This window comes from Kitasatospora sp. NPDC059648, from assembly GCF_042734825.1.
Lineage (GTDB): Bacteria > Actinomycetota > Actinomycetes > Streptomycetales > Streptomycetaceae > Kitasatospora.
This window is the reverse complement of record NZ_JBHWDU010000004.1, coordinates 77360-99776: the sequence shown is the minus strand read 5'-3', so window position 1 is coordinate 99776 and position 22417 is coordinate 77360. Positions and strand designations below refer to the sequence as shown.

The 22417-nt window shown below is 73.7% G+C and carries 24 protein-coding genes; 18 read left to right on the top strand and 6 right to left on the bottom strand.

Annotated elements, in window-relative coordinates:
* Positions 1–187 precede the first annotated feature (187 nt).
* The 4 genes from ACFV1W_RS04355 to ACFV1W_RS04340 all read left to right on the top strand — a co-directional run bounded on the left by ACFV1W_RS04355 (position 188) and on the right by ACFV1W_RS04340 (position 3290).
* A complete protein-coding gene (locus ACFV1W_RS04355) occupies positions 188–709 on the top strand; it encodes a hypothetical protein (protein WP_380412984.1) in 522 nt (173 codons plus the stop codon).
* 124 nt (positions 710–833) lie between these two features.
* Positions 834–1253, top strand: coding sequence for a Scr1 family TA system antitoxin-like transcriptional regulator (locus tag ACFV1W_RS04350; RefSeq protein WP_380412982.1), 420 nt, complete (start codon positions 834–836; stop codon positions 1251–1253).
* A 16-nt stretch (positions 1254–1269) separates the two neighbouring features.
* Complete coding sequence (locus ACFV1W_RS04345) at positions 1270–1473, top strand: DUF397 domain-containing protein (RefSeq protein WP_380412980.1); 204 nt, start codon at positions 1270–1272, stop codon at positions 1471–1473.
* A gap of 176 nt (positions 1474–1649) precedes the next feature.
* Positions 1650–3290, top strand: coding sequence for an APC family permease (locus ACFV1W_RS04340; RefSeq protein ID WP_380412978.1), 1641 nt, complete (start codon positions 1650–1652; stop codon positions 3288–3290).
* Positions 3291–3428: 138 nt separating this feature from the next.
* Here ACFV1W_RS04340 and ACFV1W_RS04335 read toward each other — a convergent pair whose 3' ends face one another.
* On the bottom strand, positions 3429–4508 hold the full coding sequence (locus ACFV1W_RS04335; RefSeq protein WP_380412977.1) for a pyridoxal-phosphate-dependent aminotransferase family protein: 1080 nt from the start codon (positions 4506–4508) through the stop codon (positions 3429–3431).
* A gap of 175 nt (positions 4509–4683) precedes the next feature.
* Here ACFV1W_RS04335 and ACFV1W_RS04330 point away from each other — a divergent pair, with 175 nt between their 5' ends.
* The 6 genes from ACFV1W_RS04330 (at position 4684) to ACFV1W_RS04305 (ending at position 10415) form a co-directional block, all read left to right on the top strand.
* Complete coding sequence (locus ACFV1W_RS04330; protein ID WP_380412975.1) at positions 4684–5775, top strand: amidohydrolase family protein; 1092 nt, start codon at positions 4684–4686, stop codon at positions 5773–5775.
* A gap of 120 nt (positions 5776–5895) precedes the next feature.
* Positions 5896–6573 (top strand): uracil-DNA glycosylase, encoded by a 678-nt coding sequence (locus ACFV1W_RS04325; protein WP_380412973.1) that lies wholly within the window; start codon positions 5896–5898, stop codon positions 6571–6573.
* Positions 6574–6783: 210 nt separating this feature from the next.
* Positions 6784–7728: an SCO1860 family LAETG-anchored protein gene (locus ACFV1W_RS04320; protein ID WP_380412971.1), complete on the top strand. Its 945-nt coding sequence runs from the start codon at positions 6784–6786 to the stop codon at positions 7726–7728.
* A 186-nt stretch (positions 7729–7914) separates the two neighbouring features.
* Positions 7915–8937: a glutamine synthetase GlnII gene (gene glnII, locus ACFV1W_RS04315; RefSeq protein WP_380412969.1), complete on the top strand. Its 1023-nt coding sequence runs from the start codon at positions 7915–7917 to the stop codon at positions 8935–8937.
* 117 nt (positions 8938–9054) lie between these two features.
* On the top strand, positions 9055–9594 hold the full coding sequence (locus ACFV1W_RS04310; RefSeq protein ID WP_380412968.1) for a hypothetical protein: 540 nt from the start codon (positions 9055–9057) through the stop codon (positions 9592–9594).
* Complete coding sequence (locus tag ACFV1W_RS04305) at positions 9570–10415, top strand: MOSC domain-containing protein (RefSeq protein WP_380412966.1); 846 nt, start codon at positions 9570–9572, stop codon at positions 10413–10415. The genes ACFV1W_RS04310 and ACFV1W_RS04305 overlap by 25 nt, the downstream gene beginning before the upstream one ends.
* Here ACFV1W_RS04305 and cobC read toward each other — a convergent pair.
* On the bottom strand, positions 10381–11427 hold the full coding sequence (gene cobC, locus ACFV1W_RS04300; RefSeq protein ID WP_380412965.1) for an Rv2231c family pyridoxal phosphate-dependent protein CobC: 1047 nt from the start codon (positions 11425–11427) through the stop codon (positions 10381–10383). The genes ACFV1W_RS04305 and cobC overlap by 35 nt on opposite strands.
* The gene (locus ACFV1W_RS04295) at positions 11424–12710 is read right to left on the bottom strand and encodes a cobalamin biosynthesis protein (protein WP_380412963.1); all 1287 of its coding nucleotides are present in this window, start codon (positions 12708–12710) and stop codon (positions 11424–11426) included. Before ACFV1W_RS04295 ends, cobC begins: the two co-directional genes overlap by 4 nt.
* A gap of 222 nt (positions 12711–12932) precedes the next feature.
* On the opposite strand from ACFV1W_RS04295, the gene ACFV1W_RS04290 reads away from it, so the two are divergent.
* From ACFV1W_RS04290 to ACFV1W_RS04275, 4 genes are all read left to right on the top strand, one after another.
* A complete protein-coding gene (locus tag ACFV1W_RS04290) occupies positions 12933–13874 on the top strand; it encodes an alkaline phosphatase family protein (protein WP_380412962.1) in 942 nt (313 codons plus the stop codon).
* Between the two features lie 5 nt (positions 13875–13879).
* Complete coding sequence (locus tag ACFV1W_RS04285; protein WP_380412960.1) at positions 13880–15205, top strand: MFS transporter; 1326 nt, start codon at positions 13880–13882, stop codon at positions 15203–15205.
* Positions 15202–16236 carry a TolB family protein gene (locus ACFV1W_RS04280; protein ID WP_380412959.1) on the top strand — a complete coding sequence of 345 codons (1035 nt, stop codon included), beginning with the start codon at positions 15202–15204 and terminating at the stop codon, positions 16234–16236. Before ACFV1W_RS04285 ends, ACFV1W_RS04280 begins: the two co-directional genes overlap by 4 nt.
* A 97-nt stretch (positions 16237–16333) precedes the next feature.
* Positions 16334–17155, top strand: a complete 822-nt coding sequence (locus tag ACFV1W_RS04275; protein WP_380412957.1) for a hypothetical protein — start codon at positions 16334–16336, stop codon at positions 17153–17155.
* A 67-nt stretch (positions 17156–17222) separates the two neighbouring features.
* Here the strand turns inward: ACFV1W_RS04275 and ACFV1W_RS04270 are convergent, their stop codons facing one another.
* Entirely contained in the window at positions 17223–18194 is a 972-nt protein-coding gene (locus ACFV1W_RS04270; protein ID WP_380412956.1) for an EamA family transporter, read from the bottom strand.
* Positions 18195–18325: 131 nt separating this feature from the next.
* Between ACFV1W_RS04270 and ACFV1W_RS04265 the strand changes: the two genes are divergently transcribed.
* Positions 18326–18838, top strand: a complete 513-nt coding sequence (locus ACFV1W_RS04265; protein WP_380412954.1) for a MarR family winged helix-turn-helix transcriptional regulator — start codon at positions 18326–18328, stop codon at positions 18836–18838.
* 104 nt (positions 18839–18942) lie between these two features.
* Positions 18943–19395 carry a hypothetical protein gene (locus ACFV1W_RS04260; RefSeq protein ID WP_380412952.1) on the top strand — a complete coding sequence of 151 codons (453 nt, stop codon included), beginning with the start codon at positions 18943–18945 and terminating at the stop codon, positions 19393–19395.
* A 7-nt stretch (positions 19396–19402) separates the two neighbouring features.
* Here the strand turns inward: ACFV1W_RS04260 and ACFV1W_RS04255 are convergent, their stop codons facing one another.
* A complete protein-coding gene (locus ACFV1W_RS04255; protein ID WP_380412950.1) occupies positions 19403–20059 on the bottom strand; it encodes a class I SAM-dependent methyltransferase in 657 nt (218 codons plus the stop codon).
* Between ACFV1W_RS04255 and ACFV1W_RS04250 the strand changes: the two genes are divergently transcribed.
* Complete coding sequence (locus tag ACFV1W_RS04250) at positions 20058–20339, top strand: hypothetical protein (RefSeq protein WP_380412948.1); 282 nt, start codon at positions 20058–20060, stop codon at positions 20337–20339. The genes ACFV1W_RS04255 and ACFV1W_RS04250 overlap by 2 nt on opposite strands.
* 110 nt (positions 20340–20449) lie before the next feature.
* On the opposite strand, the gene ACFV1W_RS04245 is transcribed toward ACFV1W_RS04250, so the two are convergent.
* The gene (locus ACFV1W_RS04245; protein ID WP_380412946.1) at positions 20450–21640 is read right to left on the bottom strand and encodes an FAD-dependent monooxygenase; all 1191 of its coding nucleotides are present in this window, start codon (positions 21638–21640) and stop codon (positions 20450–20452) included.
* 151 nt (positions 21641–21791) lie between these two features.
* Between ACFV1W_RS04245 and ACFV1W_RS04240 the strand changes: the two genes are divergently transcribed.
* Positions 21792–22397, top strand: a complete 606-nt coding sequence (locus tag ACFV1W_RS04240) for a TetR/AcrR family transcriptional regulator (RefSeq protein ID WP_380412944.1) — start codon at positions 21792–21794, stop codon at positions 22395–22397.
* The last annotated feature ends 20 nt before the right edge of the window (positions 22398–22417 follow it).

Genomic DNA, 22417 nt, shown 5'->3' with positions numbered 1-22417 from the left:
CGTCCGGGGAACGGTCCGTCGAGGTCGCCGTCAAATCCGTTGCGCCGACGGCTCTGAGCTGCTCGGATATGCCAGTGCCCGATCAAGATCAACACCAGGACGTCGACGTCCTGGTGGACATGACCCCCGTCGCCCCCGTCCCGGCCCTGCCCCACCGCCGGGCTCGCGCCAGCGGCTCTGGCTGACCGTGGCCGCCGTCGGGTTCGCGGCCTTCATCGCCCTCGCGCTTGCCTTCGCCCACGACACGGCCGACCTCGGCGCGTACCGCTACAGCCCGCCGGAGGAGTTCCTGGGGCTGCCGCGCGTCCCGGCAGGGCGGCTCACCAAGGCGTCGACGGTCGTCAGGGGCGCGAAGGTCACCGGCTACCAGACCTCGGACAGGTCGCGCACCGTCTTCCTCACCGTCCGCGAGCTGCCCATCGTCTCGCCCTCGGCCGTGCTCGACACGGTGGTCACCGAGGCGACCACCGGCTTCCACGTCGAGAACGTGCGCACCGTCGACCCGGGTGAACGCGGTGGCGTCATGAAGTGCGGCCACGCCAGCGGCATGAAGAAGGCGGGGAAGCCCCAGGACATGGCCTTCTGCGTCTGGGTCGACGGCAGCATGTGGGCCGTCTACATGGAGCACGGCGACGACGTCACGCTCGATACGGACGACCTGGCCAACGACGCCCGCAAGTTCCGCCACCTCGCGGAGGTGCGGGCCTGACGGTCGCCGAAATGCCGTCCTGGGACGGGGGCGGGGTGGAGCTGTCGTCGAGGTAGGCCTCGGCGGCAGTGCGGGAGTAGAAGCGTCTGATCCTGCCCGAGGCGCCGCGAACGCGGAGACAGCGGTGCTGGTCAGGGGCCCAGATGCCCCAGCTCTCCGGGAGGAGTGGACTACTCAGCAGCAGGCCGACGACCGACTCTCGCTTCTGCTGCACCGACAGCAGCGCCTTGGCGAGCACCCGGCGCCCCGGATCCATGCAGTCATAGATGAGGGGTGCCTGCGCCGAGCCGTCGGTGGTCGAGACGTCATGGTGGAGCAGCTTCAACATCTGGAGGAGCTGGCCGCTCGACCGCAGATGGTCGTGCAGGTCAGTCCGTTCTCGCTCGGCGAGGACCGGCCGCTCGCGCATCCAACTACGTTGCTGAGCACGCGGGTGCCCGTGCGAGACAGCAAGGATCCACACGGTCCTGCTCTGATCTTTGCTGCCGATGCCTGGTCGGCTTTCGTCTCCGCCGTTCGAAGCGGGGAGTTCGGAGCCGTCTGATCAAGGGAGGAACCTCGTGACCGACGAGCCACAGTGGTTCAAATCCTCGTACAGCAGCAACGGCGGCAACTGCGTCGAGGTAGCGGGGAACTTGGTCGCCTCCGGCGCCGTCCCCGTCCGTGACTCGAAGGACCCCTCCGGTCCCTCCCTCATCTTCCCCGCCGACGCCTGGTCGGCGTTCGTCTCCGCCGTTCGAAGCGGGGACTTCGGCACCGTCTGAGCGTACGGGTGACGGGCCAGCCCCGAGGGCGTTCGGGGCGGACTCACATGCTGTAAGCCCCCGCGACCGTTCGGGTGAGGGCGCAGATCGGAGGGTGTTTCGGGGAGAAGGGAGCAGCCCGGGCTGCGGCACTGTCGGGGTGGATTTCTTCCCCGATTCGAGAGGTGACCGCCCCGATGGCTCACAGTACGAACACGAGTCCGCCTGCCGCTGGGCACACCGGGCTCAAGCGCGAGGTCGGTCTCGCCGGGCTGCTCTGGGCCTCGGTCGGGGCGATCATCGGGTCCGGCTGGCTGTTCGGGGCGCAGAAGGCCGTGGTGGCGGCCGGGCCCGCCGCGCTGCTCTCCTGGGGCATCGGTGCGGTGGCGATCATCCTGCTGGCGCTGATCCACGCGGAGCTGGGCGGGCTGTTCCCGGTCGCGGGCGGCACCGCCCGCTACCCCCACTACGCCTTCGGCGGTTTCGCCGGGATGTCCTTCGGCTGGTTCACCTGGCTGCAGGCGGCGACCATCGCGCCGATCGAGGTGCAGGCGATGATCAACTATGCCCAGCACTGGTCCTGGGCGGACGGCTTCCTGAACAAGGACCTGACGCTGACCGCGACGGGATTCCTGGTCGCGGCCGTGTTGATGGGTGTGTTCGTCGCGATCAACTTCCTCGGCGTCCGGCTGCTCGCCCACACCAACAGCGCCGCCACCGTCTGGAAGGTCGCGGTCCCGATCCTGACGATCTTCGCGCTCGGGATCACCGAGTTCCACGGCTCCAACTTCACCGTCCACGGCTTCGCGCCGGACGGCTCCAAGGGCGTGCTGGCGGCGATCAGCAGCAGCGGCGTGATCTTTGCCCTGCTCGGGTTCGAGCAGGCCATCCAGTGGGCGGGGGAGAGCCGCAACCCCCGTAAGGACATCCCCCGGGCGGTGCTCGGCTCGGTGGTGATCGGCACGATCATCTACGTGATGCTCCAGGTGGTGTTCATCGCTGCGCTGCCGGCGGAGACCATCGCGGGGGGCTGGAGCGAGATCACCTACCCCGGCATCAGCGGCCCGTTCGCCGGCCTCGCGACGCTGATCGGCCTGGGCTGGCTGGCGACGGTCCTGTTCATCGACGCGGTGATCTCGCCGGCCGGCACCGGGCTCGTCTACATCACCTCCAGCTCGCGGGTCACCTACGGTCTCAGCCGCAACGGCTACGCACCGCAGGCCCTGCAGCACACCGACCGCAACTCGGTGCCCTGGCTCGGCCTGCTGATCGCCTGGGTCGCCGGGGTGATCTGCTTCCTGCCGTTCCCGAGCTGGCAGAAGCTGGTCGGCTTCATCACCTCGGCCGTCGTGCTGATGTACGCGGGCGCGCCGCTGGCCTTCGGAGTGCTGCGCAAGCGGCTGCCGGGGATGGAGCGCTCGTACCACCTGCCCGGCGGCACGATCATCTCGCCGATCGCCTTCGTGGTCGCGAGCCTGGTCATCTACTGGGCCGGCTGGGACACCCTGTGGCGCCTCGGGCTGGCGATCGTGATCGGGTACGTGCTGCTCGGCGGGTACTCGATGTACGCCACCTCGAAGGGCGTCCCGAACGCGCCGCGGATGGACTTCAAGGCGGGGCAGTGGCTGCCGGTCTACCTGGTCGGGATGGGGATCATCTCCTGGCAGGGCACCTTCGGCGTGGGTGCCCGGGGGAACCTGCCGCTGTGGTGGGACATCGGGGTCGTGGCGGTGTTCTCGCTGGTCGTCTACTACTGGGCCCTCGCGGTGGCGCTGCCGGCGGAGGCGATCGAGCGGAACATCCGCGGCGTCGAGGTGGTGGACGCGGGCGGGCACTGATTCAGCGGTACCCGGAAGCGGCCCCGGTCTGCTGACCGGGGCCGCTCGGTGTTCTCGGACGGCCGTCTCGGACGTTCGCGCGTCTCAGACTCCCGTATCAGACTTCAGTCTCGGACGGGTGTCTCCCGGACGGCCGTCTCAGACGGTCGCGGTCCAGGCCGCTCCGGCGGCCGCCAGGGCCGGCCCGGCGTCGGCCCCGGTGGCGCCGGCGAGGGCGGTCAGGCAGGCACGGACGGTGTCCAGCGAGGCCTCCCGGCCGTAGTGGTTGACCCGCAGCATCTCCGCCGCCAGCGCCCCGCCGCCCGGCTGGATCGGCAGCGCCGGGTCGAGGGCGGCGGCGAGTTCGGCCGCGTGCAGACCGGCCGGGGCGCGCAGGGTGGTGGCAACGGGGGCCGCGTGGGCGTCCTCGTGGACGTACGGGCTGAGCGTGCCGAGGGCGCGCACGCCTGCCCGGGTGGCGGCGGAGGCGGCGCGGTGGCGGGCGATCACGGCGGGCAGACCGTCGGCGGCGATCCGGTCCAGGCAGGCGCCGAGCGCGAGCATCTCCAACTGGGCCGGGGCGTGCGGGAGCACGGTGCGCCCGGCGTCCGTCCAGCGCTCCTTCCAGTCGAGCAGGGAGAGGTAGGAGCGGCGCGGGGCGGCCGGGTTGGCGGCGATCCGCTCCCAGGCGCGCTCCGAGACGGACACGGCGGAGACCCCGGCCGGGCCGCCCATCGCCTTCTGGCCGCCGATCACGCACAGGTCGATGCCCCACTCGTCGGTGAGCAGCGGCTCGGCGGCGACCGAGGCCACCGCGTCGAGCATCAGCAGGGCGCCGTGCTCGCGGACCACGGCGGCGATCTCGGCGACCGGGTTGGTGTTGCCGGTGGCGGCCTCGGCGTGGACCAGGGAGACGAAGTCGATCTCGGGGTGGCCTTCGAGTGCCTCGGCGACCTGCCCGGCGCTCACCGCGCTGTCGAAGGGCACCGCGAGGTCGACGACGGTCGCTCCGCAGGAGCGCAGCCAGTTGCCGAAGGTCTGCCCGTACGGGCCGGTGACGATGTTGAGCGCGGCGGAGCCGGGGTGGGCGGCGCCGCGGATCGCGGCCTCCAGCGGAAGCAGGGCCTCACCCTGGGTGACGATCACGTCGGCTTCGGTGTGCAGCAGCGCGGCCACCTGGTCCTCGATCGCCGCGAACCCGGCGGCGCTGAGCGGGGGGAGGTCGAGGAAGGGACTCATGCGCCCGCCCCGCTTCGCTCGGCAGGGGCGTTCGCCCATGCCCGCCTCTTGACGGTTCGCTCGCTGCGCTCGCTCACGATCGGAAAGCCTTTCGCGGGACGGATGGTGGGTGCGGCAACGAGTCTGCCGCATTCCCACTGCTTACACGGAACCCGCCCGTCGGTAGAGTGCGGCCATGAGTGATGGCGCGGTGCTGCACGTCCGGGGTCGGGTGCTGGTCGGTCCGGAGGACGTCCGGGACGAACTCTGGGTGGTGGACGGCCGGGTGAGCTTCACCCGACCGCCGGCCGCCGGTGACGTCCGGACGGTGACCGGCTGGGTGCTGCCCGGCCTGGTGGACGCGCACTGCCACGTCGGACTGGACGCGCACGGCGCCGTGGACGCCGAGACCAGCGAGAAGCAGGCGCTCACCGACCGTGACGCCGGCACCCTGCTGATCCGCGACGCCGGTTCGGCCGCCGACACCCGCTGGATCGACGAGCGCGAGGACCTGCCCCGGATCATCCGTGCCGGGCGGCACATCGCCCGCACCCGCCGCTACATCCGCAACTACGCCCACGAGATCGAGCCCGGCGACCTCGCCGCGTACGTACGGGCCGAGGCCCGGCGCGGTGACGGCTGGGTCAAGCTGGTCGGCGACTGGATCGACCGGGAGCGCGGCGACCTCGCCGCCTGCTGGCCCGGTGACGCGCTGGCCGAGGCGATCGCGGCGGCGCACGAGGAGGGCGCGCGGGTCACCGCGCACTGCTTCGCGGCCGAGTCGCTGCCGGACCTGCTGGCGGCCGGGATCGACTGCGTCGAGCACGCCACCGGGCTTACCGAGGAGCTGATCCCGGCCTTCGCCGAGCGCGGCGTGGCCATCGTCCCGACGCTGGTCAACATCGCCACCTTCCCGGAGCTGGCGGCCGGCGGGGAGGCCAAGTTCCCGGCCTGGTCGGCGCACATGCGGCGGCTGCACGAGCGCCGCTACGACACCGTCGGCGCCGCGCACGACGCGGGCATCCCGGTGTTCGTCGGCACGGACGCGGGCGGCTCGCTGGCCCACGGGCTGGTCGCGGACGAGGTGGCGGAGCTGGTGAAGGCGGGGCTGAGCCCGGCGGAGGCGCTGTCGGCGGCGAGTTGGGGCGCGCGGGCGTGGCTCGGGCGGCCGGGGTTGGAGGAGGGCGCGTCGGCCGACTTCGTGGTGTACGGGGAGGACCCCCGGGCGGACGTCCGGGTGCTCGCGGATCCGCTGCTGGTGGTGCTGCGGGGGCGGCCGGTGGGGTGACCGGGCGGGTGACCTGTGGGGTTGACCTATGAGTGACCGTTCGCGGTGGCCGTCCGCGCGGTCGTCTGCGTGATCGTTCGCGGTGACGCCCTGTCGGTATCGGCCGATAGGGTGACGCCCATGGCACCGCGTCCACTGAACGAGATCGTCGAGCCCGGCTGGGCCGCCGCCCTGGAACCCGTCGCCGGACGGGTCGCCGCCATGGGCGACTTCCTGCGCGCCGAACTGGCCGCCGGTCGCACCTACCTGCCCTCCGGCCCGAACGTGCTGCGGGCCTTCCAGCAGCCCCTCGCCGACGTGCGGGTGCTGATCGTCGGGCAGGACCCGTACCCGACGCCCGGTCACGCCGTCGGGCTCAGCTTCTCGGTCGGGCCGGAGGTGCGGCCGATCCCGGCGAGCCTGATCAACATCTTCCAGGAGTACGGCAACGACCTCGGCCTGCCGCAGCCGTCCAACGGGGACCTCACCCCGTGGACGAACCAGGGCGTTCTGCTGCTCAACCGGGCGCTGACCACCGCCCCGCGCAAGCCGGCCGCGCACCGGGGCAAGGGCTGGGAGGAGGTCACCGAGCAGGCGATCCGGGCGCTGGTGGCGCGCGGCGGCCCGCTGGTGGCGATCCTGTGGGGCCGCGACGCCCGTAACCTGCGGCCGCTGCTCGGGGACGTTCCGGCGATCGAGTCGGCGCACCCGAGCCCGTACTCGGCCAGTAGCGGCTTCTTCGGCTCGCGGCCGTTCAGCCGGGCGAACGAGCTGCTGGTGCGGCAGGGCGCGCAGCCGGTGGACTGGCGGCTGCCGTAGGGGAGTTGACGCGTCCGGGCGGCGCCGGGCGGCCCCTAGCAGATCGGGGTCGGTGCGGAACGTCAATCTCACTCCAACGGGTGAAATGACGTTCCGTGTTGCTCATGTGACGGATCGTTCGAGAAGACTGGCGGCTCATCGCTTCATCTGTGTGGGGGTCCCGCCATGTCCTCTCGGCCGTCTCGCCGAATCGTTTCCGCATCCGCCGCCGTGGCGGCGTGCACACTGCTGACCGCCGGCCCGGTTCAGGCCGCCCCGGCTCCGGCCGTTACGGCCTCCCCGGGCAAGGCGCGTGCCGTCACCGCCGAAGTCGCCCTGGACGTCAAGCTGTTGAACAACGCCGTGGACGTCCCGGTGGACATCGCGCTCAACAAGGTGGAGACGCCCGCGCAGCGATGGGGGTCCCCCCAGCCGGAGGCTGGGGGAGGGTCCGTCCTCACCGCCGCGGTGGACGGCGTCGACCAGCGAGGCCCGGTCGAGCTGGTCAAGGCCGACGTGGGAAAGTCCGTCACCCGCGCCGACGCCAAGGGCACCGCCGCGTCCGTCAAGCTGGTCAACGCCGACGTGCACGCCCCCGGACTGCCCACCACCGCACTGCTCGGTCTGGAGGCGATGAGCGCCGAGGCCAGCTGCCCGGTCGACGGGCAGCCGACCGCGGACGTGGTCGCGCCCGCCAAGCTGACCGTGCTGGGCAAGCCCGTCACCGTCGGGCTGTACGGCCCGACCAAGGTGGACCTGCCGCTGGTCGGCAGCGTGTCGGTGGAGTTCTCCAAGAAGGCCACCACCACGACCACCGCCGCCGCCTCGGCGCTGGAGGTGCGGGTGGAGGTGAACCCGCTGAACCTGAACGTCGCCAAGGTCACCGGCACGATCACCGTCGCCTCGGTGAGCTGCGAGAAGCCCGTCGCCCCCGCCCCCACGGACACCCCGAGCACGGCGCCCAGCGCCCAGCCGGTCGCCGACACCACCGCCTCGCGGACCGCGGTGCCCCAGGCGGCGGTGGAGCGGACCGGGAAGCCCGAGGCCCTCGCCAGCACCGGCGGCAGCAGCGCCACCGGACCGCTGGCCGCCGGGGCCGCGGCCCTGGTCGCGGGCGGGGCGGCCGCCCTGTGGGCCACCCGGCGCCGCCGGGCCGCGCACGCCCGCCGGCACTGACCGCCCCCGCCGGCCGCTCCCGGCCACCCGTCGCGGTGCGGGGTGCCACGCCCGGCACTCCCGCACCGTGACCGTGCCGACGCGGACGGTTGGTTCACATGCGCGTTACATGAGAGGAACAACCGGGAAACGGCGGCTTGCGACGCTACGCGGGCACCCACCACCCAGCAATCCGAGGGACCAGCCGTGGCAATCAAGGCCGAGTACATCTGGATCGACGGCACCAAGCCGACCGCGAAGCTCCGCTCCAAGACTCGCGTCCTGCCGAACGCCGACAAGATCCCCACCTGGGGCTTCGACGGTTCCTCGACCAACCAGGCCGAGGGCCACGCCTCGGACCGCGTGCTGGAGCCGGTGAAGGTCGTCAAGGACCCGATCCGCGGCGGCGACCACATCCTGGTCCTGTGCGAGGTCCTGGAGACGGACGGCACCCCGCACGAGTCCAACACCCGCGCCCTGCTGCGCGAGGTCGACGAGAAGTACGCCTCGCAGGAGTCGATCTTCGGCATCGAGCAGGAGTACACCTTCTTCAAGGGCTCCCGACCGCTCGGCTTCCCGGAGGGCGGCTACCCGGCCCCGCAGGGCGGCTACTACTGCGGCGTCGGCGCCGAGGAGGTCTTCGGCCGCGAGATCGTCGAGCTGCACCTGGACCGCTGCATCGACGCCGGCCTCGCGATCTGCGGCATCAACGCCGAGGTCATGCCCGGCCAGTGGGAGTTCCAGATCGGCCCGGTCGACGCGCTGACCGTCTCGGACGACCTGTGGATCGCCCGCTACCTGCTGTACCGCACCGCCGAGGAGTTCGGCATCGACGCCACCCTGGACGCCAAGCCGGCCCGTGGCGACTGGAACGGCGCGGGTGCGCACACCAACTTCTCCACCAAGGCGATGCGCGAGGGCTACGACGCCATCATCACCGCCTGCGAGTCGCTCGGCGCCTCCCAGGAGAAGGTGCTGGAGCACGTCAACCAGTACGGTGACGACATCCAGTCCCGCCTGACCGGCAAGCACGAGACCGCCCCGTGGAACGTCTACAGCTACGGCGTCTCCAACCGCGGCGCCTCGGTCCGCATCCCGTGGCAGGTCGAGGTGGAGCAGAAGGGCTACATCGAGGACCGCCGCCCGAACGCCAACGTCGACCCCTACGTCGTCACCCGCCTCCTGATCAACACCTGCTGCGAGGCCCTGGAGAAGGCCGGCCAGGTCTGATCCGCCCCCGAGGCACACGCCGCCTGCAGGCCCTCCCCGCTCCGGGGAGGGCCTGCGGCCGTTGCGGCTCGGGCAAATCGCTGGTCAATCCCGGTTGTCCGCCGGACAATTCACGGCATGACCCGACAGCCGCTGCTCCTGCTCGACGTGGACGGACCGCTCAACCCCTACGCCGCGCCGAGGCTGCGGCGGCCGGCCGGCTACCGCAGCCACGAGTTGATGCCCACCTGGTGGGCGGAGCGGCAGGCGCGGTGGGCGGAGGGGGAGGCGAAGCCGCTGCGGGTCTGGCTGAACCCGGCGCACGGGGTGGAACTGCTGGCGCTGCCGTACGAACTGGTTTGGGCGACCGGGTGGATGGAGGATGCGAACACCCACATCGGCCCTCACCTCGGGCTGCCCGAACTCCCGTACATCCCCTGGACGGAGATGTTCGGGGAGGACCCGGACGGGCTGCACTGGAAGACCAGGGACGTGGTGGCCTGGGCGGACGGGCGGCCGTTCGTCTGGGTGGACGACGAGCTCGGGCCGCAGGACGCCGAGTGGATCGAGGCGAACCACCCCGGTCCGGCGCTGGTGCTGCACGTCAACCCCCGGAACGGCCTGCGGGCCGAGGACTTCGCGACCCTGCGGGAGTGGGCGGAAGACACCTCGTGCTGACCGGAGAGCTGATCGGCCAGGTGGAGCGGCTGCACCGCTACCCGGTCAAGTCGCTGCTGGGGGAGGAGCTTTCGGCGGCCGAGGTGTCCGGGCGGGGCCTGGCCGGGGACCGGGCGCGGGCGCTGCTGGACCTGGCGTCCGGAAGGGTGGCCAGTGCGAAGAACCCCCGGCTGTGGGCGGGGCTGTTGCGGTACTCGGCACTGGCCACCGCGGACGGCGGAGTGGAGATCACCGGCCCGGACGGACGCGTCGCGGACGAGGCGGAGCTGTCGGAGGCGCTCGGCCGCAAGCTCGCCCTGATCGCCGAGCGCCCGCCCGGCGCGGCGGTCGAGCGGGCCGTGCCGGAGGAGGTGCTGGCGCGCGGGATGGAGGCGGAAGTGCCGGTGACCGTCAATGAGTTGGGTCGGGCCGCGCCGGAGGGCGGCTTCTTCGACTTCGCCCCGGTGCACCTGATCACCAGTGCCGCGCTGGGCGCCGTCGGCGCCGAGGCCGAGCGCTACCGGCCGAACCTGGTGCTCCGCACGGCGGGCGAGGGGTTCGTCGAGAACGCCTGGGTGGGGCGGGAGTTGGCCATCGGCGAGACGCTGCGGCTGCGCATCCTGGCGCCCAGCCCGCGCTGTGCCGTCCCCACCCTGGCGCACGGGCCGCTGCCCCGTCGGGCGGAGGCGCTGCGGATGCCGGCCGAGCGCAACCGGCTGGTCCCGCTGGAGGGGATGCCTGCGCTGCCCTGCGCGGGCGTGTACGCGCAGGTGCTGGCGCCCGGACGGATCGAGCGCGGTGCCGAGGTCAGGCTGGACCGAGCACCTTCTCCAGGGCGTTGAGAAAGCGGTCGGTGGTCTCCTCGTCCCGTACGGCGATCCGCAGCCAGTCCTCGCCGAGGCCGGGGAAGGTGTCCCCGCGCCGGACGGCGAAGCCGTGCTCGCGCAGCCGCTCGCGGACGGCGGCCGCACCCGGCAGCCGGACCAGGACGAAGGAGGCGGCCGGCTCGCCGTACACCCGAAGTGCCGGGAAGGCGGCCAGTCCCTTCACCAAGTACGCTCGCCAGAGGGCGAGTTCGGCGGCCGCCTGCTCCGCCTCGGCCAGTGCTGCCGGACCGCTGCACGCCTCGGCGGCGACCAGGGCCGGGGTGGAGACCGGCCAGAGCGGCTGCGCGGCGCCGAGGGCGGCGATCAGCGGCGCCGGTCCGAGCACGTAGCCGATCCGCAGCCCGGCCAGGCCCCAGGTCTTGGTGAGGCTGCGCAGCACGACGACCCGGCCGGGCAGGCCCCGGACCGGGGCGAGGGACTCCCGCTCGCCGGGCACGGTGTCCATGAACGCCTCGTCCACCACCAGGGTGCGCCCGGGCCGGGCGAGCGCGGCGACGGCCTCGGCGGGGTGCAGGACGGAGGTCGGGTTGGTCGGGTTGCCGAGGACGACGAGGTCCGCCTCCTCGGGGACGGCGCCCAGCCGGAAGCCGTCCCCGGGGGAGAGCAGCTCCCGGTGCACCCGGTGCCCGGCGTCCCGCAGGGCGGCCTCGGGTTCGGTGAACTGCGGGTGAACGACCACGATGTGACGTGCAATCAGGACCCGCGCGAGCAGGACGAAGGCCTCCGCCGCCCCGGAGGTGAGCAGTACCTCCTCGACCGGACGCCCGTGCCGGGCGGCCACCGCGGCGCGGGCGGCGGTCCGGTCGGGGTAGGCGGCGAGGTCGCCGAGCGTGGCGGCTAGGCGTTCGCGCAGCCAGGCCGGGGGCGTGCCGGTGCGGACGTTGACGGCGAGGTCGACCAGGCCGCGTCCGTCCGCCCGCACCTCGGCGTCGCCGTGGTGGCGCAGGTCGGGCTCGTGGGCGGTCATGCGGGGTCTCCAGCGGGTGGTGCGGGCGGTGCGGGTGGTGCGGGTTCGGTGGTCGGCCGGGGCACGTGGTGGACGTCGTAGGGGCCGGGCGGCACCGACGGCGCGGCGTCGTTGCCGTGGGTGACCAGTACGACGGTGTGCCCGTGTGCGGCGAGTCGGGTGGCCGCCCCGATGTGGTCGACCGCGGTTCCGGTGCCATCCTCCGCCGCGTAGGCCCAGGGCACCACCCGGCCGCTCGCGCTCCGTACCGTCCCGGGCACCGCCACGGCGACCTGTCGGGTGCCCGGCCGGAGCAGGTCGGCCAGCGCCTCGACCGTGTTCGGCCGGCCCACCACCGCCGAGGCGTTGCGCAGTTCGGTGAGCGCCCGCGGCCCCAGCCGGTCGGGGCCGTCCGGGCCGACGTCGATCACGGCCAGTCGCCCGCGCACGGCCGCCCGGGCGATCGCCACCGTCGCCGTCGCCGACTTCCGCTTGGCGACCACGAGTCGGCCGCCCGGCGCGCTGGCCAGTGCGGCCGCCTCGGCGACGCTCGCCGTGCCGACGGCGGTTCCGACCAGGTCGGACGGGTTCGGCACCGGCACGTCCGCCAGCCGTGGCGCCGGATGCTCGTCCACGGGCACCCCGGTCAGGCAGGACGCGGCCCAGCGCACCGCAGGATGGTCCGCCTTGCCGGTGACGGTGGCCAGCCGGGCCACCGAGGAGCGGTCGAGGCCCGCCGCCTCCAGGGTGTCCGTCAGCAGTCGCATCACCTCGGCGGTTTCGGTGCCGCTGCCCGCGCCGATCCCGACCACCAGGGTCCGCGGGAACACCAGGACGTCGCTCTCGCCCGGGTCCTCCCAGTCGACGACCCGCAGGACCGGGGCGTCCGCAGACGTGCCGGGCACGAAGGGCGGGGAGGGTGTGATCGGGGGGTGCCCGGGCGATGAGGGGTAGCCGGTGAACACCGGGGTGACACCCAGGACGAGTTGCACCTCCCGGGCCAGTTCCTCGGCGGCCTCGCCGCCGGCGAGCGGGATCACCCATCGTCGCCGGGGGTCCACACAGAGCAGGCTGGCCCCGCGCGGGGCTTCGAGGTGCCAATGCCGGAGCAGCGAGACGACCGTGGGCAGCGGTGCGAAGGCGACCACCCGCCGGTACCGGCCCAGCGCGAAGGACATCGCATCGGGCGCCTGGAAGCAGTTGCCGATGGAGGCGACGTGGACGCGGCTGCTCTCCGGCCAGGCGGCGTGCAGTTCGGCCGCGAGCGGTCCGACCGCCCCGTCGATGGCGACCAGTCCGATCACGTCGCGTACTCCTTCGTCCAAGCCCCCGTGATCCCACCACGGGCGGCCGAAACGGGTCAATCGCGACGCGTGTGACATCCGACGCGGCGCCGGTTACTCCGTATCAGGACCGCCTCGCAGCTGTTCTTCTGTTCTTCACCTCTCTTGTGCGGTACACGTCACCGAAGCGATCCTACTGTTCTCGGCGCTCCCGCCCCGGCAGCCCCGACCCCGGAGGACCCCATGGCCTTCGCACGACTCCGCACCCCCGGCACCCCCACCCCCACCGCCGGCCCGCGCCCCGCCCGTCGCCGCAGGCTCCGCCCGATCACCGCCCTCGCCACCGGCCTCGGCCTGGTCGCCGGCTCGCTCGGCCTGTGGGCCGCGGGCGGCAGCGCGGCCGCCGACACCGCCGCCGGCCTGCCCTCGCCCGACCACGTCGTCGTCGTCATGCTGGAGAACCACGCGTACTCGCAGGTCATCGGCAGCTCGAAGGCGCCGTACATCAACCGCACCCTGGCCGCCGGCGGCGCGACGCTGACCCAGTCGTACGCGCTCACCCACCCCAGCCAGCCCAACTACTACATGCTGTTCTCCGGCAGCTCGCAGGGCGTCGTCGACGACAGCTGCGTGGACGTCGGCGCCCTGCAGCAGCCCAACCTGGCCTCCGAGCTGCTCGCCGCCAACCAGACCTGGGCCAGCTACAACGAGGGCCTGCCTGCCGTCGGCGCCACCGACTGCAGCAGCGGCAACTACGCCCAGAAGCACAACCCGTGGTTCGGCTTCGGCAACGTGCCCACCTCCAGCGCCTACGGCATGGACGCGTTCCCGGCCGACTTCACCACCCTGCCCAAGGTCTCCTTCGTCATCCCGGACCTGTGCGACGACATGCACGACTGCTCGGTGGGCACCGGCGACTCCTGGCTGCAGGCCAACCTCGACGCGTACGCCCAGTGGGCCGTGAGCAACAACAGCCTGCTGGTGGTGACCTTCGACGAGGACAACCGCCTGTCCGGCAACCGCATCCCGACCCTGGTCTACGGCGCCCACGTCGCCCCCGGAAGCTCCACCGCCACCAGGTACAACCACTACGACGTGCTCCACACCCTGGAGGACCTGGCGGGCGTCAACGCCCACGCCGGCAACTCCGCCAATGCCACCGACATCACCGGCATCTGGAACTGACGCCCGTGTACGTCGCGGACTCCCGCAGCTCCAAGGCCCCCGTCGCACCGGCCGCCGGCCAGGTGCGGCGGGGCGCCGCCCTGCGCGCCGTGCCGGGGGCGGTCCTCGCCCTCGGCACCGTCAGCATGGTCACCGACATCTCCTCCGAGATGGTCAACGCCGTGCTTCCGCTCTACCTGCTCACCGGACTCGGCCTCTCCCCGCTCGGCTTCGGGCTGCTCGACGGCATCCAGAACGGCTTCAGCGCGCTGGTCCGGCTCGTCGGCGGACACCTCGCCGACCGCCGGGGCCGCGACGGCGCCGCCCGGCACAAGACAGTCGCGGCCGTCGGCTACGGACTGTCCGCGCTGTGCCGGCCGCTGCTGCTGTTCGTCCACACCGTGCCGGTGATCGGCGTCGTCATCGCCGTCGACCGCACCGGCAAGGGCCTGCGCACCGCGCCCCGGGACGCGATGATCTCGCTGGCCACCGAACCCCCGCACCGCGGACGGGCTTTCGGCGTGCACCGGGCGATGGACACGGCCGGTGCCCTGCTCGGTCCGCTTGCCGCCTTCCTGGTGCTGCGGCTGGCCGGCGGCCCGATGCTCGCCGACGGCGGCGAACGGCACGGCTACGACGCGGTGTTCACGGTCAGCGCCTGCGTCGCCGCGCTGGGCGTGCTGATCCTGCTGCTGTTCGTGCCCAACCGCCAGGAGGGCGACGACCCCTCAACTCCCGCCCCCACGCTGCGCGGCAGTCTCGCCCTGCTGCGCCTGCCCGGACTGCGCCGGCTCGCCGGCTGCGCCGTGCTGCTCGGGCTCACCACCGTCAGCGACTCCTTCCTCTACCTGCTGATCCAGCGCCGGCTCGGCCTGTCCGTCAACCTGTTCCCGCTGCTGCCGCTCGGCACCGCGGCCGCCTTCCTGCTGCTGGCCGTCCCGCTCGGCTCGCTCGCCGACCGGATCGGCCGCCGCCGGCTCTTCCTGCTCGGGCACGGGGTGCTGCTGCTCGCGTACAGACTGCTGCTCTCGCCGTTGCGCGGACTGCCCGCGGTGCTCTGCGTGCTGGTGCTGCACGGCTCGTTCTACGCCGCCACCGACGGCGTGCTCGCCGCCGCCGCGGCCGACGCCGCGCCCGCCGAGCAGCGCGGCGCCGGGCTCGCCCTGGTCGGCACCGGGCAGGCGCTGGCCCGGTTCGCCTGCTCGCTGCTGTTCGGCGCGCTGTGGAGCGCCGTGGGCGGCTCGACCGCGCTCGCCTGGTCGGCGGGGGCACTGGCGCTGTGCGTGGCGGGCGCGGCGGTGGTGCTGCGCTCGTCCGGGAGCGTTGCCGTTGCCGTCGAGGAGGGCGTGTGAACCCGCAGAACAACCGCACCAGGGTGATCGTGCTGCTGGTCGCCGTCCTGGTGCTCGGCGCGGTCGGCACCGGGGCCGTCCTCTACGCGGCCGACCGCACCGCCCGCCGGGACCAGGCCCAGTCCGGCGGGCCGGCCGTCACCGCCGGGAACGTGTCGCTCCAAGTCCCTTCGATCGGGCGTCAGTTGCTCTTCCGCAACATGGCCTGGGGCCCGCACCGGGACGAGATCACCACCGTCCCCGCCGACCGCCCCGACGGCCCGCGCACCGCCTCCGGCACCCAGTGCCTGCGCTTCCACGCCGCCGCCGGCACCGGCATCTGCCTCCAGGCGGAGCACGGCGCTCTGGAGGACACCTACCGCGCCGTCGTCCTCGACGACCACCTGCACGAACGGCGCTCGTTCCCCGCCGCGGGCATCCCGACGCGCGCCCGGGTCTCCCCGTCCGGGCACCTCGCCGCCTGGACGGTCTTCGTCAGCGGCGACTCCTACGCGGGCACCGACTTCTCCACCCGCACCTCGATCGTGGACGTGCGGGACTGGAACCTGCGGGAGAACCTGGAGGACTTCGCCGTCATCAAGGACGGCCGCCCGTACCAGGCGCACGACGTCAACATCTGGGGCGTCACCTTCGCCGACGACAACACCTTCTACGCGACCCTCGCCACCTCCGGGCAGACCCACCTCGTCCGCGGCGACCTCGCCGCCCGCACCCTCGCCACCCTGCACGACAACGTCGAATGCCCCTCCCTCTCCCCGGACGGCACCCGCATCGCCTACAAGAAGCGCGTCCCCGGCCTGTCGCCCGACGCCCCCTGGCGGCTGTACGTGCTCGACCTCGCGACCGGGACGGAGACCGCCACCGCCGAGCAGCGCGACATCGACGACCAGGCGCTCTGGTCCGACGACGACACCCTGCTCTACGCCCTGCCCGGGGACTACGGCGCCGACCTGTGGACCGTCCCGGCGAACGGCTCGGGCGCCGCGCGGCTGGTCACCAGGGCTGCCGTCGCCCCCGCCTACCTGGGCTGAGGAACTCTCCGCTACCGTCCCACGTCGAGCAGAATGTGACGCCCCGACCGAAGGGTCCGGTCGGGCGTCCTGATCGATACGGGGGAGCGAGACAACCGTGGACGGCATCCCACCCGAGCGCATGGTCACCGACTCCTGGCCGGCCCTGCACGGCCGCCCGGTCCTGCGGCGCACCGTCGCCGTCGGACTGGTGCTGTGCGTGTCCGTCGCCGCCGCCCTGGTGGTGCGCGGCGTCAACGCGCTCACCGTCGGCGGGGTCGGCAGCCGGGAGACCGACCGCGACCGCGCCGAACGCCTGGCCGGCCTCCACCCCTCCCAGCACCCCGGCGCCGGGCGCTACTACGTCCCGGTCGGCGCCGTCTACACCCGCACCTCGGACGGCGCGCCCGTCGCCTACCTGCACTACCGGCTCGGCGGCGGCAAGGAGCCGGGCCTGGACGACTTCCTGCACACCTACGACCTGCCCGAGCCCGGCCCCGCCGCGCCGCTGCCGCCGGACCTCGCCGCCGCCCTCGGGGGCGACGAGCCGGCCGAGGCACCGGAGCTGCCGGAGGCGCCGGCTTCCTCCGCGGGGCCGGGTGTGGCGAGCGCGTCGGCGACGCCCGAGGCGGAGGACAGCGCCTCCCCGTCCGCCGCGCTAGCCCCGTCCGCCTCGCCCGCTGCGATCGCGGCGGATCCGGCACCGGCGCCGACCGAGGCCGATCCGGAAGGCGAGGGAAGCGAGGCGGCGGCCGCCGAGCCCGAGGAGGACGCCCCCGGCGGTGGCACACCCGCCCCGAGTCCCACCCCGACCTGGACACCCGCAGCGACCCCGTCCGCCGTTCCCACCCGCGCCCCGACGGCCCGCCGGATCTACGTCGCCGCCATCCCGGGCGGCCTGCCCGGGGCCGCCGACATCTACATCCGCGCCACGGGGTGAGGCGGCACCGCACGACGTCCGCGCCCCGCCGGCGGTGCCGGGCGGGGCGCAGGAGGGACGAGGGCCGTCAGCGGGCGGCCGCGGTCCGGATCGCTTCGGCCCGAGCGACGGGCGCCTGGACGACCGGGGCCTGGGCGGCGACCGGGGCCTGAGACGCGGACGCCGGGCCTGCCGCAGCACCCCGGCGGGCCGGGGCCTGGCCGATGAGCATGGCGCCCAGCGCCAGCACCAGGCCCAGCACCTGCCACAGGGTGAGGGTCTGGCCGAGCACGACCAGGCCGCCGACGGTGGCCACCACCGGGTTGATCAGCCCCAGGAAGGACGCCGGCCCGGCGCCGAGCCGGTCGATGCCACGGAACCACAGCACGTACCCGAGCGCGGTGCTGAGCAGCCCGAGGTAGGCGAAGCCCGCCAGATTGGCGGCGCTCAGCGCCGGCGGCGCGCCCTCGACCAGCGCGGCGAGCGGGACCAGGAAGAGCGAGCCGGCGAGCAGCTGCCACGCGGTGAGGTCGACCATGGTGGCCCCCTCCGGGCGCCCCCAGCGACGGGTGAGGACGGTGCCCATCGCCATCAGGCCGATCGCGGTGACCATCGCGGCGATGCCGACGCCGTCCAGCTTCGCCCCGCTCTTGAGCACCAGCAGCGCCACCCCGCCGACCCCGGCCAGCCCGGCGAGCAGCGCCCGGCGGCCGGGCCGTACGCGGAGCACCCCGATCGAGAACCCGGCGACCAGCAGCGGCTGGATCGCCCCGATGGTGGCCGCGACGCCGCCGGGCAGGCGGTAGGCGCCGACGAAGGTGAGCGGGAAGAACAGCCCGATGTTGAGCATCCCGAGCACCGCCGCGCGCCCCCACCAGCGGCCCTTGGGCAGTTTGCGGCCGATCATCAGCAGGAGCAGCCCGGCCGGCAGCGCCCGCAGTGCGGCGAGCAGCAGCGGGCGGCCTTCGGGCAGCAGCTGGGTGGTCACCAGGTAGGTGGTGCCCCAGGCGGCCGGGGCGAGTGCGGCGGTGGCGGCGATGCCTGCGCGCTTGCGGTCCATGGCGGTCCCGATCCCCTCAACGTTGACTATCTGAACGTTGAGATATTTCTACGCCGGAGATCGGCGAACGTCAAGTATGTGAATGTTAAGATACTTGGACCGGGCCACCATCGAGAGGGAGATGACAGGTCATGCAGCAGCGCGACACCGTCGACGACATCGCCGAGCAGTGGCGGAGGGTCGACCCGAGCCTCGACCTGGAGGCCATGGCCCTGATCGGCCGGCTCCGGCGGCTCAACGTCCGGGTCGACGGCGCCCTCCGCGAGTACTTCCTCACCTGCGGCCTGGACTCCTCCGAGTTCGACGTCCTCGCCACCCTGCGCCGCTCCGGCGAGCCCTACGAGCTCAACGCCCGCGCCCTGCTCAAGTCCGCCATGGTCACCTCCGGCGCCATCACCAACCGCGTCGACAAGCTCTCCGCCAAGGGCCTGGTCGAACGCAGCCCCTGCCCCACCGACCGCCGCGCCGTCCTGGTCCGCCTCACCCCGGCCGGCAAGGAGCTCATCGACGCCGCCCTGCCCGGCCACCTCCGCAACGAGGAGCGCATCCTCGCCGCCCTCGACGCCGACGAACGCGCCCAGCTCGACGCCCTGCTGCACAAGCTCCTCGTCGCCCACGGCGACACCGAGTCCCTCTTCGACTGAATCGCCGTCACGGTGGGGTGGTTCGCGTGACCACTACCGCGCCGGCCGCGTTGGTCCATCGGGACGCCCTACTGCATCGGGACGCCCTACTGGAGGAGAGGCCGATGAAGCGCAGGACCGCCAGGGAGATCGCCGTCGACGACCAGTTGCGGGCGGCCGGTGCCGAGGGCGCCCAGTGGCTCGCGGCCGCAGGGTGGGGCCCGCCGGTGAAGGTGCCGTTGCAGGACGCGGCCAGGTGGCAGCGGGAGGCCAGGGAGCGGATGCTCGCGGCGCAGGACGACGAGTCCTGCACCTGGTGCGAACACCTGCTGTACGGCGGGCCGCAGCCCGTCGTCGTGCACGCCGAGCACCCCACCCACCTGGTCTGCCGCGCCTGCTCCGTCTCCGCCCGGCCCCACCGGCGGTGCCTGGACTGCGGGAAGCCGGCCGGCTCGGCGAGCCCGCTGGACGGCCGGGAGGACGTCTGCATGGGCACGGTGGCGATCTACACCCGCCTCCGCTGCGTCGCCTGCTTCCGCCGCGACCCGCTCAACGGCACCTTCGGCAGCGGCTCGTGACCTTCCGCTACAGGTCCGCGAGGAGCGCGTAGCGCTCGTCCTCCACCGGGCCGCCCCACAGGGCGGCGTCCCCGTGGAGCGGCTCGATCCGCAGCTCCGAGACCAGCGGACGTACGGCCGCCGTGAGTTGCTCCGCCCCGACGCCGCCGCCCCACGGCAGTCGCTCCGCACCGGTGACGTACGGCTCCGCGTGCTCGCCCGCCTCGCGCCACCGCCCCTCGACCAGCACCAGCCGCCCGCCCGGCCGCAGCAGCCGCACCCAGGCGCGCAGGGCCCGCTCCGGGTCGGGCAGCGTCCAGATCACATGCCGGCAGAGCAGCACGTCGAAGCCGCCCTCCCGCACCGGCGGCGCGCCCGCGTCCCCCACCAGGAACCGCCCCGCCAAGCCGGCCGCCGCCAGCTTGGCCCGCGCCCGCGCCAGCATCCGCGGCGCCAGATCCACCCCGGTCACCCGGTGACCGGCCGCCGCGACCAGCTCCGCCAACGAGCCCGTTCCGCAGCCGACATCGAGCACGTCCACCGCCCCCGCCGGCATCCACCCCCGCACCCGCCGCCCCCACGCCTCCCTCGTCCCGGCCGCCCGCAACCCGTGATCCGGCTCATCGTCGAACCCCGCCGCGGCAGCGTCCCAGTAATCAGCAATGGCCCGCCTGGAGTCACTCATGCCGCCCATCCTCCCGACCGCCACCGACACCCTCCCGGGCCTCGCGGGCCCGAGCGAGCACGAGGGTGCAGCAGGCGTGATCGACTCCGGAACGTGTTCCGAACTGGCCTCGGAACATGTGCTCACCGTGTCCTTCTCCGACCTGCCGAAGAACTCCGAGCGCGTCGCGGACGCCGTGGAGCGCGCCCGACGCGTCCGGGGCACGCGGCGTGACGGCGAGGACCTCTGCTCGACCGCCGAGGGGACACCGAGGCGTCGTGGGCGGCCAGGCTCGGGGTGATCGGGTGGACCCGGGCCTGGCCGGCGTTTCCGGGGGCCGAGGTGGAGGGCGCGCCCGGACGTGACCGTTCCCCGTGGCCGCGGGATCGTGCCCTCCTGATCACCCCCTGATCACCCCTCGGCGGCCAGGGCGGGCGGCTGCCAGTCGTAGATCGGGGCGGAGCGCCGGAGGAGGGTTCGGGCGGGGAGGAGGCCGGCGAGGGTGAGGGCGGTGGTGCGGAGGAGGGTGGCGGCGGGCGTGCGGAGGGCGATGAGGCTGCCGGTGCGGCGGGAGGCGGTGACGACGGCGGTGGTGCGGGGGAGGCGGGTGGCGGTGTAGGCGGGGAGGGCGGTGACCGGGTCGGCGGTGGGGGTGAGGAGGGAGGCGAGGACGACGGCGTCCTCGATGGCCTGGCAGGCGCCCTGGCCGAGGAAGGGGCACATGGCGTGGGCGGCGTCGCCGAGGAGGGCGACGCGGCCGTGGTGGTGGGCGGGCAGGGGGTCGGCCAGGTCCCAGACGTCGTTGCGGAGCACCCGCTCGGGTTCGGCCAGGGCGAACAGCTGGGGGACGGGTGCGCACCAGTCGCCGTACAGCCGCTGGAGCTCGGCGTGTTCGCTGCCTGCCCGGGCGCCGGCCGGGGCGAGGGCCGCGCCGTAGACGTAGACCCGGCCGTCGGCGAGCGGGACGGTCCCGGCGAGCCGGCCGGGGCCCCAGACCTCGCCGGCGGCGGCCGGGCGGCGGTCCGGGGTGACGACGGAGCGCCAGGTGGTGAAACCGCTGTAGCGGGGGCCGGGGTGCTCGGGGAACAGCAGGCCGCGGGTGGCGGAGCGGATGCCGTCGGCGGCGACGACCAGCCCGGCGGGCCGGTCCCCGTCGGTGGTGCGGACGACGGCGGGCTGCCGGTCGTCGCCCGGGTCGATGACCGCGGCGGGGGAGCCGGTGCGGACGGTGCCCTCCGGAAGGGCGTCGACCAGTGCGGCGATGACGTCGGCGCGGGCGACGGCGGCGATCGGGTCGCCGAAGTGGGCCTCGACGGCGGCGGTGCTGGTGCGGGCGAGCCAGCGGCCGGAGGGGTGGCGCACGCCGACGGCGGGGTGCGGGGCGGCGAGGGCGCGCAGCCGGGGGCCGACGCCGAGCCGGTCGAGGGCGCGCAGGGCGTTGGGGGCGATGGCGAGTCCGGCGCCGACGGGTTCCAGCGAGGCGGCGCGTTCGTGGACGGTGACGGGGATGCCCTGTCGGTGGAGGGCGAGGGCGGCGGTGAGGCCGCCGATTCCGCCGCCGATGACGATCGCCCGGTGCGGGCCGGGGTCGGTGGGAGGCATGAGGGCTCCTCTTCTCGCGCGATTCACACGATCCGGTCACTATAGGTGTAGTTTCCGCTGCTCCCAGCACGCTACTACACATGTAGTGGGTGGCAAACTACGGCTGTAGTGAGGTTGGGGGAGCCCGACCGGAAAGGCCATGATCGGACCCATGACAGCCCCGCTGACGCCCCCGCGACCGACCCTGATCGCCGACGCCGCCATCGACCTGATCGCCGACGCCGGCCTGCGGGGGCTCACCCACCGCGCCGTGGACGACGCGTCCGGCCTGCCCGCCGGCTCGACCTCCAACCTCGCCCGGACCAGGGCGGCCCTCCTGGAACTCGTCCTCGTCCGGATCGTCGAGCGCGAGACCGCCGACTACCCGGCCCTCGCCGAGGGCGGCCTGCCGGGCGCCACCCTCCCGCCGCGCGACCTGCTGGTCGAGGTCGGCGCGGAGGCGATGTTCCAGGCGCTCACCAGCGGCCGCAGGCTGACCCTGGCCCGCCTGGAACTCGCCCTGGAGGCCACCCGCAGGCCCGAACTGCGCTCCGTCTACGACCGCCTCGGGGCCCGCTTCGCCCGGCTCGCCGCCGACCTGCTCGCCGCCTCGGGCTCCACCGACCCGGAGGCGGACGCCCGTCGGCTGATCCGCTGGTGCGACGGCGTGCTGTTCAACGCGACGGCCGGCAGCGGCCATCGGCAGGTGCCGATGCCGGAGGAACTGCGCGTCGAGATCGACCGCTACCTCGCCGTGCTGCTGGACGAGGAGGACTGACGAGGGCCGGGCCGGAGTGG